This is a genomic window from Bacillus sp. EKM501B, assembly GCF_011800505.1.
GTDB lineage: Bacteria > Bacillota > Bacilli > Bacillales > Bacillaceae_G > Bacillus_A > Bacillus_A cereus.
The window spans coordinates 59229-71474 of sequence record NZ_JAALFZ010000008.1; the positions used below are offsets into that span (position 1 = coordinate 59229).

Here is a 12246-nt window from a genome sequence, read left to right on the forward strand (position 1 = left end):
AGTGACAGTATGGAAAATGTTTTAAAGAATGATTGGGAGCCACTATTGGCACCAGAATTCGAGAAAGAGTATTATCTTACTCTATCCAGTTTTTTGACAGAAGAATACAGCACGCATGTTGTTTATCCGAAGGTAGAAGATATTTTTAACGCTCTTCAGTATACAAGTTATGAAAATACAAAGGTTGTTATTTTAGGACAAGATCCATATCATGGACCGAATCAAGCGCATGGTTTAAGCTTTTCTGTGCAACCTGGTGTTAAAACACCACCGTCATTGTTAAATATGTATAAAGAACTTCGAGATGAATATGGTTATGAAATCCCGAATAACGGTTATTTAGTAAAATGGGCGGAACAAGGAGTATTATTACTAAATACCGTATTAACAGTTCGGCAAGGCGAAGCAAATTCTCATAAGGGAAAAGGATGGGAGCACTTTACAGATCGTGTAATTGAACTGTTGAATGAACGTGAAAAGCCAGTTATTTTCATATTGTGGGGGCGCCATGCGCAGGCGAAGAAGAAGTTAATTACGAATCCGAATCATCATATTATCGAATCTGTACATCCAAGCCCATTATCGGCAAGACGTGGTTTCTTTGGTAGTAAGCCATATTCTAAAGTAAATACGATTTTAGCTAATATGGGCGAAAGAGAAATTGATTGGGAAATTCCAAATTTATAAATAGAAAAGGTAGTTAACAGTCGTTAACTACCTTTTTATTATTATTGTTGCTCGTTCTTTAATTTTGCATCTAGTACAAAAGTGCCAAATGGGATAACTGATGAAACAAATGCTCCAAGTGCCCATAAAATTGATTTACGGTGTACGATTGTTACTTGAATTACTGCAAAGATGAATAGAATAAATAGAACACCATGAGCCATGCCTGTAATTTTAACAGCTGTTGCAAATCCTGCGAAATATTTCAATGGCATTGCTACAAATAATAGTAATAGGAAAGAAATACCCTCAACTAGTCCAATTGCTCTTAATCGTCCGATTGGTGTAGATAACATAAAGTAGCCTCCTTTAACGTATGCTTGTATATAGTAAATTTGTATTCTTTTTCAAAATAAAATAGTCTATTTTGTTTCATTATATACAAAAAGAAAGTTTACACTACGAGAATAGTGCAAAGTTCAAAATATAGTCACAAAAGCATGAGAATTTAAATAAAAACCTATTTGAAGTATTTGACTTCAAATAGGTTTTGTGAATGAAAATATTAAACAAGTACATCCGTTTTTAAAACGAATTTCTCTACAACTTTTGCAACACCATCGTTCATGTTTGTATCTGTTACGTAGTTTGCAATTTCTTTAATATCATCAGGTGCATTGCCCATTGCAACGCCAAGACCAGCAAATTCAATCATCGCTTGGTCGTTATAGCTATCGCCCATTGCGATAACTTCTTCACGCTTAATGCCAAGCTTTTGGATCAGTTTGTTTAAGCTCGTTCCTTTTGTAACACCAGCTTCAGTAAATTCTAAGAAGAATGGTTTCGAACGCATCACGCTTAATTGGCCTTCTAGCTGTTTTTGTAGTTTCTTTTCAACTTCAACAAGGCGTTCAGCTTCTTTATTCATTAATACTTTTACTACGGGCTCTTTAACTGCAGCTTTAAAGTCATCTACTACAACAATTGGCATACCAGTAATATCGCCCTCAATTTCAGTATAAGGATTATTTTCTTCCGTTACGATATCATCGCCCATATAAGTATGAATCCATACATCTTCAGTTTGACTAATTTCAAATAGGTTGTGAACGATTTCAGGAGATAGTGTACTACTAAAGATTTCTTCGTTTGTTTTACAGTTAATAATTTTTGCACCATTAAAAGATAAAATGAAACTGCCGTATTCTTCTAAACGAAGTTCTTTCGCTACATTGCGCATACCGAACGTTGGACGTCCAGAAGCAAGTACAACCTTTACGCCTTGCTCTTGTGCAGTCATTAACGCTTCTTTCGTACGAGGTGAAATAGTATGGTCATCACGTAATAAAGTATCATCTAAATCTAAAACAATCATTTTATAAGTCATATAGAAAATTCCTTTCTTTAATTGAAATCAAAATACATGTTCATGAAGAGATTGAGGAATAATAGTAAGACATCAAACCTCTTTGAAAAGAAGTAGATAAATTATTATGAGTGTGTTGCTCATAATATTGGTTAATAATCATTGGGGATGAATAAAACCCCAATGATTAAAGTTTGATTTTATCGTAACAACTCTAAAGGTAGAGTGCAATAATGGAAGTTTTCCAATTTAAGATATTTGTTTTGCTGTGGAACGAGAAAATAGTATTTCTAGCAAGATTGCCATTACAGATCCAAGAACGAGACCATTACTTAAAAACGATGCTAGAAATGGTGGAAGTGTGGAATATGCTCCTGCTGGAACAAACATAACTCCGACTCCCGTAAAGATTGAAAGACCGGCTACTTTAAATAATCGTTCTTTATCCTGGACAGTTTCGTATTCTCGAAAGGCGAGGCCAATCATGCTTGCGAATACAGGATAAATAGCGGCATAACCAACTGCAACAGGGATTGCTGCAAAGAATGAAGTAATCTTTGGAAATATACTAACGACAATAATAAAGCTTGACCCTAATATAAACGGGAGACGTTTATAAATATTAGTCGTTGCAATAAAACCTGCTGATCCAGAAATAGCGACAGGCCCAATAGCTGAAAATAGGCCGCCTAGCAATTGGTTGATTCCTGTTATAATGCCAGCTTGTTTAAAACGATCTGATGCAGCGTTTTCTTCATATTTAGAGACAACCTTTTGTACAACGCGAATACTTGCTAACATATTTGTTAGAAGTAAGAGCGTAACGAAAATGACCGTAATTACCATGTTCCATTCAACACGAGGCATTCCGAAAACAAATAAGGATGGAAAACGGATTATGTCTGTCACTGGTGTTATTGGATTAGATAATCCGAAGCATGCGAATAATATCCAGCCGCATACGATACTGAAAAGAACGGAATATTGTCCAATAATAGGTAGCTTCATGATGAAAAAGGATAGTAAAATAACAATGAGTGAAAGAATAAATACGTTAGGTTGTACTTCTGTATGTTTTCCATCAAGGCCAAACATTCCCTTTAAGAAGGAGCCACTAAGCTGCGCGACAAGAAGAAATAAATACGTTCCAATGACTGTCGGTGTAAAATAGCGAACGAGTTTATCAATAAGTCCAAAAACGCTAAGAATAATACAAATAATACCACTTAATAAGAAAGCATATTGAAGAACTTTAAGTGTCTCATTATTTGATCCAAATAGTACGACGCCTAAACTTGCGTAAAGGGAGAAAATTCCCCACCAAAGGCCAGCAGGACCTTCTTGAATAGGAAGTTTATGCCCAAATATAGCTTGCAAGAGACCAGCAAAACCTAGAACAAATAATGTTCTTTGTACAAATGCGATGGCTTCAGCGCCATTAAGACCATAACTAGTTGCGACACTAATTGGTACAATAAGGCTTCCAGCTAAAATAAATAGTGCCCATTGTAAGGCGGAAAGAAATGTCTTCATTATATCAACCTCTTTCATAGATTCCGTATCTAGTATATACGTATTTTATTTCCACTGGCAAAGATTGTAGATAGAGAAAAGAGTTGAAACACAGTATGAATGCACGTAAGCAATTATGGATAGCAGTTATATGTATGACTTTTGTTGTAATTCTAGGAACGATAGGATTTATGACGATTGAAGAGATTAGTTTGTTTCAAGCATTTTGGATGACAATGATTACTGTATTGACTGTTGGATACGGAGATGCCGTTCCTGTAACGCAAACGGGGAAAGTATTTGCGCTTCTTATTATTCCTGTTGGCGTAGGTATTGTTACGTATGCAATTGGGGTAGTGGCAGCTATGATTATTGAAGGGAATTTATTTCATGCAGTACGGAGGAAGAAGATGGATAAACAAATAGCGCAGTTGAAAAATCATATTATAGTATGTGGTTGCGGTAGAGTGGGGCTTCAAGTTGTACATGAATTGCAAGAAAAGAATATTCCATTTGTCGTTGTTGATAAAGATGAAAGTATATTGGAGCAGGAAAAGCTTTTATTTGTACATGGAGATGCAACGGAAGATCAAGTATTACATAATGCCGGAATTTTAAAAGCAGCTGGTTTAGTTGCTATTGTTGCAAATGATGCCGAAAATGTATTTATTACATTAACAGCAAGAGGGTTAAACGATACGATTAAAATTGTGGCGAGATCTGAAAAGCCAGAAACTGAAGAGAAATTAAGGCGTGCTGGTGCAAATAAGGTTATTAATCCATCTAGTATGGCGGGTATTCATATCGCAAAAGGTATTGCAAATCCATTAACCGTTCATTATATTGATACAGTGTTGTATGGAGTAGAACAGTCATTTGTCATTGAAGAAATTCTAGTTGGAAAAGATTCAATATTAGTTGGTAAATCGTTACTAGAGAGTAATGTAAGGAATCAGTTTGATGTAACAATATTAGCGATTTCAAGAAATGGGAATATTATACATAATCCGGCAGGGCAGGAAAAATTGAAAGAACGTGATATGATAATAGTATTTGGTTCAGTAGAAAAATTGGGACAATTCGAGAAAGAATTACAAAGTACGAGGTGATAAGGAATGCAAATATCTAGCGACAAGATTTTAAATAAAATGGCGAATGAAATTGCGAAGGCAAAAAGTAGTGAAGGACAAAAGTCAAAAGAACATTTATTAGTTGTGCGTGCTTTATGTGACTTATTATTAGATGAACAAGTTGAAACATCTACATATAGAGAACCGAAAATTCAATCGCAAGTAATTGGATCACAACCAGTAACAACTATGCAACCAATTGCACCTGTTTCTGGGGAGCCAGTATATATAAAAGAAAGTGATGCAAACGGTAATTCTTTATTTGATTTTTAGAAGATAAATCGTTTGGCTTATATGCAAAAATTGCTTATGATAAAGGTAAAAAAGGGGAATTAAGATGAAAATTTTCTTTTTACTAGGTTGTATTGCAGCGGGGCTATCTGTTGCGTTAGGGGCCTTTGGAGCACACGGTTTAGAAAATAAAATTTCTGCAAAAATGTTAGAAGTTTGGAAAACAGGCGTTACATATCAAATGTTTCATGCAGGTGGACTATTCGTAGTTGCTTTATTGATGGATAAGGTTCAATCATCACTTTTAACTACTGCTGGTTGGCTAATGGTAGCTGGAATTATTATGTTCTCAGGTAGTTTGTATGCATTAAGTACGACAGGCATTAAGTTCTTTGGTCCAATTACACCTCTTGGTGGTGTAGCGTTTATTGTGGCGTGGATTCTAGTAGGGACTGCAGTTGTAAAAGGATTATAAAAAAACAAAAGCTGGCATTTGCCAGCTTTTTTTATGGTCTTGGAGTATAAGTTGCTTGTTGACTAGGTAAATACGTAATTTCTTCTGGAAACTCTACGTAATCTAAGTAGATCATTAGTAGTAAATAGCGTTTTCCTGATTGCGGTTCACTAATAACAATATGGTCACGTCCAGCTGCTTCAATAATACCTGTATAAGATTGTGTACCAAGGGAACTGCCACGTTCATAAGTCATTACAACCGTAGCTTGCTTACCTTTGTTTAAACGAAGGATATTTTCAATATAGGATTGCTCTAGAGGTAACATGCCTTGAGAAATTGCATATTGAGCTTGCGCAGCTTGAGCTGTTTGTTGTTGCATCGCTTGCTGCTGTTGTTGAGTCATTTGTTGCGGTTGTACATAAGTTCCAGATGGTTGATAAAAACCTGTTCCATAGTACGGATTTTGTTGCTGTGCCATTCAAAAATCCCTCCTCATTTTTATTCCTTAATATACGCTAGGGCAGTCTCCAGCAGATGGCTGGAAGAAGCAGTGCTTTTTAAAGCGACCAGAGTTTTGTTGGTTATACCAAGTCGGTGGACATGCCCCTTCAGGTCTAAAGAACCATAAGGCAAAGTTGGCAGGCCAAAAACGTTGCCCTTGAATGGTCCGTCTTGCTAGGGCAATATCTTGTTCACGTGCCCGTTGATAAAAGTATCCTTTTTGCGTTGCTTCAAAACCGCCGGGGTTTTGATAAACCATTTGACGTAAATTACGAATGCTTTTAAAGTCTAAACAATTTCCGCGGACACGATTTACCCCAACGTTTCCGACCATTAACATTCCTTGTTGTCCTTCTCCTTCGGCTTCAGCACGCATCAGTCTAGCTAACAACTTTACATCTTCTTCGTTATAAGCAATAACTCCCATTATGTGTCACCTCTCTTTTTGGAATACCTTTTGGAAAGAGGTTTATCTCTAGATGAAGTGTGTAACAATTACTAGTTCATACGTATGAGGAAAAGGGCTCAGATATGACAACCAAACGAAGTTTTACATTGAGAGCGGAAAATAAAAAAAGCTAGCGTGAGCCAGCTTTTTTATTAAAAAACTTTAGACCATAAGTTTGAGAAGAAATCACCAATAGAGCGCATTGTTAACACAAACCAATTTGCTTTTTCAACTTCCTCTGTCGTTTTTGCAGTAACTTTCATACTTTTACTACCGTCTAAGAAACCATATTTATCAGTTGATTCTAAAGTAATTGAGCCTACTTTGGCATCTTTCTTAATAGGAGCAACTAAATGTCCATCTTCAGCAAGAGATTTATCTAATTCAGTCCCAATTTTATAAGGTTCTTTGCTACCTTTTTTCGCAATTACTGTTATTTCTTTTTCGGGTGCAACAGTTACTTGGTCTTCTTTCCCTTTTACTACAGAGATTGTATTGTTCTTATTAACTTTTAGTTTTTGTTTTTCAAAGTTATTAAATCCATATTCGATTAATTCACGAGATTCTGTGAAACGTTCATCCATTGATTTTGTTTTAATAATAACCGAGATAAGACGTACATCACCACGTTTAGCAGTAATAGTAAATCCGTATCCAGCTGTATCAGAACTTCCAGTTTTTAAACCATCAGTACCTTCATAAGCGAAAGCAGCTCCTGGTAACATCCAATTCCAGTTTTCCATACGAATTGGTTTTGGGTGATTGTCTGGGAAGTTTCTAAATCTTTGTTTTGTATCCTCTAGCATTTCTGGATACTTTGTAATCATTGCTTTTGAAAGCATACCCATATCACGAGCTGACATAGAGTTTTCTGCATTTGGATCAGTACCCTCAGGATGTTTTCCTTTTAAGTCAGCGTTATTTAAGCCCGTAGCGTTTACAAATTTATATTTCTTTAATCCTAGCTTTTTAGCATGTTCATTTGCAAGATTTAAGAAGTTTTTCTCACTTCCTGCAAGAAGTTCTGCTAAAGCGATACTAGATCCATTTGCAGAGAATATAACAATAGAATGATATAATTCTTTTACAGTATATTGACGTCCTTTTTCGAACGGTACATTAGAGAATTCATTATTACGAGAGACTTCATAAGCGTAATCAGAAATATTTACTTTCGTATCCCATGTGATTTTTCCTTCTTTAATTGCTTCTAAAACAGCGTAAACAACAATTAATTTCGACATACTAGCAATAGCTAGCAATTCATCGGGATTTTGCTCGTGAAGTATTTTTCCTGTATCTGCATCAAATAAAAGTGCAGCGGCTGCCTCAATATGTATTTTTTCTTCCGCATGGGATGTTGTTACTCCTAAGGAAGAAATTGACAATACAAGCAATAGTAAAATAGACAAAATTTTTTTCATATAGATTATCACCTTCGCATCGTTATTTAGCATATAGCTCGTATCATTTTAGCATATCTTTACATATAAAAAGGTTACAATTTTACAATAAATTTGAAAAAATGTCGGTTTTTCTTCAAAAGTGCAGAAAAAAGGGGATTTTTGAGGATAAATATAGAGAAGAATAAAAAAAGGAACGAATTTCGTTCCTTTTCACCATTTATATGTGTAAAAATTTCTCTACTTTTTCGTCTGGTAAAATGTTTCCAACGAAGAATGTTCCAAATTCACCATAACGAGCACTTACTTCATCGAAGCGCATTTCATATATAAGTTTTTTAAATTGAAGAACATCGTCAGCGAATAATGTTACGCCCCATTCGAAATCGTCGAATCCAACAGATCCTGAAATCACTTGGCGTACTTTACCTGCGTATTGACGGCCAATTTTACTATGACTGTACATCATTTTTTTACGCTCTTCCATAGGAAGCATGTACCAGTTGTCATCACCTTGGCGACGCTTATCCATTGGATAGAAGCAAATATGATTTGCTTTCGGCAATTCAGGATATAAGCGAGCTAAAATTTGCGGGTTTTGGTATGGATCCTCATCAGCTGGAAGATAGTTGCTTAATTCAACAACAGATACGTAAGAATATGCAGGAACCATATATTCAGCTAAAGTTGTTTTATTCAATTCTGTCTCAATTTCATTTAACTCTTCCATTGTTGGACGTAAAATCATAAGCATAATATCAGCTTTTTGGCCAACAACTGTATACATTGCGTGACTACCTTTTTTCGCAGTAGCTACTTCGTTCCATTTTTCAACGACATTTAAAAATTCAGACACTGCTTGTCCGCGTTCGTCGCTAGATAATGTTTTCCATGCAGCCCAATCAATAGAACGTAAATCATGTAAACAATACCAGCCATCTAACGTTGTTGTTGCTTCACTCATTCTATTCACCTCAGTTAATGATAGTTTTACACGTTAACTATAGCATATATAGTTTTAAAATCATCTATATAAAACCTTGGCGCATAAAATTGTCACATTTAAGTGTTTAAGCAAGGTGAATTTAACGACTGAATTTTATGAAAATATAATCATTTTTATTTTATCTATTTTTTGGGAGCTATAAGTTTAAAATATAGAAGAAAAGCAGTATTCTTAAAGATAGAGTTTTTTTAACATATGTAGGAGGGTTTATTCGTGAGCAACTTATTTACAACAGTAAAAGAAAAAGTTCAAGGAAAAGGCATTTCTATCGTACTTCCTGAAGGAACTGATGAAAGAATTTTAGGCGCTGCAGAGCGTTTAGCAAAAGAAGAGTTAGTAAAACCAATCTTAGTTGGTAATAGAGAAGAAATTAGCGCAAAAGCTGCTAGCATGAATTTAACATTAGCAGGCGTTGATATTTACGACCCAGCTACATACGAAGAAATGGATGCAATGGTAGCATCTTTCGTTGAACGCCGTAAAGGTAAAGCAACTGAAGAAGACGCTCGCAAAATCCTTAAAGACGAAAACTACTTCGGTACAATGCTTGTATACATGGGCAAAGCACACGGTCTAGTAAGTGGTGCAGCTCACTCTACAGCTGATACAGTTCGTCCAGCACTTCAAATTATTAAAACAAAACCAGGTGTTACAAAAACTTCTGGCGTATTCATCATGGTACGTGAAGAAGAGAAATATGTATTCGCTGATTGCGCAATTAACATTGCACCAAACAGCCAAGATTTAGCTGAAATCGGTATCGAAAGTGCGAAAACTGCTGAGTTATTCGGCATTGATCCACGCGTTGCTATGTTAAGCTTCTCTACAAAAGGTTCTGCGAAATCTCCAGAAACAGAAAAAGTTGTAGAAGCAACTCGCATTGCAAAAGAAATGGCTCCTGAGTTAACTTTAGATGGAGAATTCCAATTCGATGCTGCATTCGTACCATCTGTAGCTGAGAAAAAAGCTCCAGGTTCTACAATTAAAGGTGATGCTAACGTATTCGTATTCCCAAGCTTAGAAGCTGGTAATATCGGCTACAAAATCGCTCAACGTTTAGGTAACTTCGAAGCAGTAGGACCAATCTTACAAGGCTTAAACATGCCTGTAAATGACCTATCTCGTGGATGTAACGAAGAAGAAGTGTACAAGTTAGCTTTAATTACAGCAGCTCAAGCACTTTAATTCTATAATGAATTGAAATAAAGACCGTCGCTATTATAGCGACGGTCTTTATTTTTCTAAACCAAGTGCTTTATTATTACGATCAATAATACGTTGTAAATTCGTCTCATATAAAGGAATCTCATCTATTGTTAATTGAGATGGTGTTAACTTTGGAGCGAATTGCTGCAATGTTTTTAAAAGACGCATCATTAAATCTTGTACTGTAATGGTTTCACCAAGTAATTCTGAGAGTGAGGCCATCGTACTTGGTACAATTTCAGGGTACGTAAAGCGTGTTTCTTCCCCTTGAATTGCTAGGTTGTAGAAATCACGAACGAGTGCGGCACGCTCAGAGCCACTTCCGGTAGCGCAGAGATAGATTTGGACAGCGACACCTCCGCGAATACGACGTTGTGAAATACCAGCGAATTTTTGATCGCGAATACTTAAGTCATAACTACCAGGACAGTAAGAGCCGACAATTTCTTTTGCCTCGATAGTAACGTCGTAATCCTTTAACATCTCCTTAATCAAATGCCACATTGTATCGTATCCAAGGTCAATATCGATACCTTTTTCTGTTTCTTGGAATAAAAGTGATACGTTTAAAACACCTTCATCAAGCACGACCGCAAGCCCGCCAGAATTACGGACAATAACATTGAAGTTGTTTTGTTTTAAAAAAGAAATACCTTCTTCTAAATGCGGAAGGCGTGAATCTTGAATGCCAAGGACAATTGTATTGTGATGAACCCAAGAACGCATTGTTGCGGCTGACTTGCCATTTCCAATGCTTGTGCATAATGTGTCATCCATTGCGAATGACTGAAGTGCATGGAATGTTGGTCCCAAACTAGATTGATCTACAATGCGCCACTCTGGCTGAGATAAAATGGAACGGGAATTGCTCATATAACTAACCCCTTATCTTTAAAATGACAATCTCTATTATAGCAAAAAATGAAGAATGGAGTTTTCTCACATATAAAGGGGGAGCTTAGAGGTGAAATAATAAAAAGGATGCATTACATGCATCCTTTTTATTCTGCAATTTTTTCTAAATTACCGTTTCGGTCCATTCGGAAAGATGTTTGAGAACGTTCTTCGTCATCCATGACTGCCAATTTACGAGCTCGGTTCATAATGTTCATAAGTGTTTCGTAATCTTCTTGTACAGTATGAGATTGCTTTTCTAATTTTTCTAGTTTCTTTTCTAGTTCCTCATTCCGAAGGATTTGTGCTTTAATTTCTTGTTTCAATCTCGTATTCTCGTTTTCAAGAGCTGTCACTTTTATATTTGAAGATCCGACTGTTTGTAAAAAATAAATAACATCTTGCATTGTCATAGAGCTTCTTGCAGCAGGAGCAGTAGATTCTTGATATGGAATAGCTTCTTTATATTGTACGATTGATTCTTCTTGTACTAATTCTTCATAATCAGTTATCGAATCTGAAGCTGGTGGTGTATAAAGTAAACGTTTTTTCGCTTGTTCACCGCTTGCAGCACGCATTTTATCTTTACGATGTTTTTTTGCTAGTTGAAGAGCTTGTTCATAGCTATAGCGAACAACAGCATTCCAGCGGAAACCACAAGCAGCAGATGTACGATTTAACTGATCCCCTACTTCCTCAAATGCATTTAATTGCGTACTTCCTTCTCTAACATGACGAAGTACCGTTTCAGCAAGTAATAAATCATCCTCATCTGTCCAAGCATCTTGTCTTACTTTCATAGATTCAACTCCCTTTCTTTTTATGAACTTCCTATTTTTATAATGGGCAAAAAAATAAACTTTTATACAAAGCTTTTAAAAATATGGTAGATTTCGATGAAAGGTAAAAATTTTCCCATGAATGGTGAGCGCTTCTGTAGGAGAGCATATAAAATATGTAGCATTATGTAGAGAATAGGCTTTGTAGGGAAACTTGCAACGAGCTTCAAAGAGCGGTAAAATACCATTTAGTGTTTATTTTTAAACGTACTTGAGAAAAGTTTAAAATAGAGGAAGTGTTATATAATGGGAAACGAGTTTCGCGTGTGCGATGACTGTCAGGCAACGAACGTTAAAACGTTAGTTCCGAAGTTAAAAAAAGTAGATTCATGTGCAACGATTGAAGTTGGATGTCAGTCTTACTGTGGTCCTGGTCGTAAAAAATCATTCGCATTTGTAAATAACCGTCCAGTTGCGGCTCCAACAGAAGATGAGTTAATCGCAAAAATTGAAGCAAAGTTAAATAAGTAAGAAAAAGAAGAGTGAAAAGATTACTCTTCTTTTTTATGCCCATAAGAGGAATAATTTATTCTGCGAAAGTACTCTTGTATGGACGAACGTTTTCTAAAGGATAGACACAACTTTTG

15 protein-coding genes are annotated in these 12246 nt (G+C 36.0%); 6 read left to right on the top strand and 9 right to left on the bottom strand.

Features of this window, described 5'->3' with window-relative positions:
* Positions 1 to 9 precede the first annotated feature (9 nt).
* Positions 10 to 687 carry a uracil-DNA glycosylase gene (locus HFD78_RS16545; RefSeq protein WP_000432520.1) on the top strand — a complete coding sequence of 226 codons (678 nt, stop codon included), beginning with the start codon at positions 10 to 12 and terminating at the stop codon, positions 685 to 687.
* Positions 688 to 728: 41 nt separating this feature from the next.
* On the opposite strand, the gene HFD78_RS16550 is transcribed toward HFD78_RS16545, so the two are convergent.
* From HFD78_RS16550 to HFD78_RS16560, 3 genes are all read right to left on the bottom strand, one after another.
* Positions 729 to 1022: a DUF3817 domain-containing protein gene (locus HFD78_RS16550; RefSeq protein WP_000953396.1), complete on the bottom strand. Its 294-nt coding sequence runs from the start codon at positions 1020 to 1022 to the stop codon at positions 729 to 731.
* Between the two features lie 209 nt (positions 1023 to 1231).
* Positions 1232 to 2053 carry a Cof-type HAD-IIB family hydrolase gene (locus tag HFD78_RS16555; protein WP_000221395.1) on the bottom strand — a complete coding sequence of 274 codons (822 nt, stop codon included), beginning with the start codon at positions 2051 to 2053 and terminating at the stop codon, positions 1232 to 1234.
* Positions 2054 to 2281: 228 nt separating this feature from the next.
* Complete coding sequence (locus HFD78_RS16560; protein ID WP_000847044.1) at positions 2282 to 3565, bottom strand: purine/pyrimidine permease; 1284 nt, start codon at positions 3563 to 3565, stop codon at positions 2282 to 2284.
* 95 nt (positions 3566 to 3660) lie between these two features.
* Here HFD78_RS16560 and HFD78_RS16565 point away from each other — a divergent pair, with 95 nt between their 5' ends.
* From HFD78_RS16565 to HFD78_RS16575, 3 genes are all read left to right on the top strand, one after another.
* Positions 3661 to 4653 carry a potassium channel family protein gene (locus tag HFD78_RS16565; RefSeq protein ID WP_000993988.1) on the top strand — a complete coding sequence of 331 codons (993 nt, stop codon included), beginning with the start codon at positions 3661 to 3663 and terminating at the stop codon, positions 4651 to 4653.
* Between the two features lie 6 nt (positions 4654 to 4659).
* Entirely contained in the window at positions 4660 to 4947 is a 288-nt protein-coding gene (locus HFD78_RS16570; protein ID WP_001167349.1) for a YwdI family protein, read from the top strand.
* Positions 4948 to 5011: 64 nt separating this feature from the next.
* Positions 5012 to 5380 (top strand): DUF423 domain-containing protein, encoded by a 369-nt coding sequence (locus HFD78_RS16575; RefSeq protein WP_000688315.1) that lies wholly within the window; start codon positions 5012 to 5014, stop codon positions 5378 to 5380.
* Positions 5381 to 5411: 31 nt separating this feature from the next.
* On the opposite strand, the gene gerQ is transcribed toward HFD78_RS16575, so the two are convergent.
* The 4 genes from gerQ to hemQ all read right to left on the bottom strand — a co-directional run bounded on the left by gerQ (position 5412) and on the right by hemQ (position 8678).
* Positions 5412 to 5840 carry a spore coat protein GerQ gene (gene gerQ, locus HFD78_RS16580; protein WP_000068652.1) on the bottom strand — a complete coding sequence of 143 codons (429 nt, stop codon included), beginning with the start codon at positions 5838 to 5840 and terminating at the stop codon, positions 5412 to 5414.
* A 27-nt stretch (positions 5841 to 5867) separates the two neighbouring features.
* Entirely contained in the window at positions 5868 to 6290 is a 423-nt protein-coding gene (gene cwlJ, locus HFD78_RS16585; protein ID WP_000538167.1) for a cell wall hydrolase CwlJ, read from the bottom strand.
* A 173-nt stretch (positions 6291 to 6463) separates the two neighbouring features.
* A complete protein-coding gene (locus HFD78_RS16590) occupies positions 6464 to 7735 on the bottom strand; it encodes a serine hydrolase (protein ID WP_000722867.1) in 1272 nt (423 codons plus the stop codon).
* 199 nt (positions 7736 to 7934) lie between these two features.
* The gene (gene hemQ / locus HFD78_RS16595; RefSeq protein WP_001287595.1) at positions 7935 to 8678 is read right to left on the bottom strand and encodes a hydrogen peroxide-dependent heme synthase; all 744 of its coding nucleotides are present in this window, start codon (positions 8676 to 8678) and stop codon (positions 7935 to 7937) included.
* 255 nt (positions 8679 to 8933) lie between these two features.
* Between hemQ and pta the strand changes: the two genes are divergently transcribed.
* Positions 8934 to 9905, top strand: coding sequence for a phosphate acetyltransferase (gene pta, locus HFD78_RS16600; RefSeq protein ID WP_000067225.1), 972 nt, complete (start codon positions 8934 to 8936; stop codon positions 9903 to 9905).
* A 48-nt stretch (positions 9906 to 9953) separates the two neighbouring features.
* Here the strand turns inward: pta and lipL are convergent, their stop codons facing one another.
* Positions 9954 to 10799, bottom strand: coding sequence for an octanoyl-[GcvH]:protein N-octanoyltransferase (gene lipL, locus HFD78_RS16605; protein WP_000071949.1), 846 nt, complete (start codon positions 10797 to 10799; stop codon positions 9954 to 9956).
* 128 nt (positions 10800 to 10927) lie between these two features.
* Positions 10928 to 11620 carry an RsfA family transcriptional regulator gene (locus HFD78_RS16610; protein ID WP_000868358.1) on the bottom strand — a complete coding sequence of 231 codons (693 nt, stop codon included), beginning with the start codon at positions 11618 to 11620 and terminating at the stop codon, positions 10928 to 10930.
* A gap of 285 nt (positions 11621 to 11905) precedes the next feature.
* On the opposite strand from HFD78_RS16610, the gene HFD78_RS16615 reads away from it, so the two are divergent.
* The gene (locus HFD78_RS16615; protein WP_000526078.1) at positions 11906 to 12130 is read left to right on the top strand and encodes a YuzB family protein; all 225 of its coding nucleotides are present in this window, start codon (positions 11906 to 11908) and stop codon (positions 12128 to 12130) included.
* Positions 12131 to 12246: the final 116 nt, after the last annotated feature.

Coding starts and splice junctions, on each gene's coding strand:
- HFD78_RS16615 (WP_000526078.1), top strand. CDS start 11,906: ATGGGAAACGAGTTTCGCGTGTGCGATGACTGTCAGGCAACGAACGTT.
- HFD78_RS16560 (WP_000847044.1), bottom strand. CDS start 3,565: ATGAAGACATTTCTTTCCGCCTTACAATGGGCACTATTTATTTTAGCT.
- HFD78_RS16590 (WP_000722867.1), bottom strand. CDS start 7,735: ATGAAAAAAATTTTGTCTATTTTACTATTGCTTGTATTGTCAATTTCT.
- gerQ (WP_000068652.1), bottom strand. CDS start 5,840: ATGGCACAGCAACAAAATCCGTACTATGGAACAGGTTTTTATCAACCA.
- HFD78_RS16550 (WP_000953396.1), bottom strand. CDS start 1,022: ATGTTATCTACACCAATCGGACGATTAAGAGCAATTGGACTAGTTGAG.
- HFD78_RS16575 (WP_000688315.1), top strand. CDS start 5,012: ATGAAAATTTTCTTTTTACTAGGTTGTATTGCAGCGGGGCTATCTGTT.
- HFD78_RS16565 (WP_000993988.1), top strand. CDS start 3,661: ATGAATGCACGTAAGCAATTATGGATAGCAGTTATATGTATGACTTTT.
- HFD78_RS16610 (WP_000868358.1), bottom strand. CDS start 11,620: ATGAAAGTAAGACAAGATGCTTGGACAGATGAGGATGATTTATTACTT.
- cwlJ (WP_000538167.1), bottom strand. CDS start 6,290: ATGGGAGTTATTGCTTATAACGAAGAAGATGTAAAGTTGTTAGCTAGA.
- hemQ (WP_001287595.1), bottom strand. CDS start 8,678: ATGAGTGAAGCAACAACAACGTTAGATGGCTGGTATTGTTTACATGAT.
- HFD78_RS16545 (WP_000432520.1), top strand. CDS start 10: ATGGAAAATGTTTTAAAGAATGATTGGGAGCCACTATTGGCACCAGAA.
- lipL (WP_000071949.1), bottom strand. CDS start 10,799: ATGAGCAATTCCCGTTCCATTTTATCTCAGCCAGAGTGGCGCATTGTA.
- HFD78_RS16570 (WP_001167349.1), top strand. CDS start 4,660: ATGCAAATATCTAGCGACAAGATTTTAAATAAAATGGCGAATGAAATT.
- HFD78_RS16555 (WP_000221395.1), bottom strand. CDS start 2,053: ATGACTTATAAAATGATTGTTTTAGATTTAGATGATACTTTATTACGT.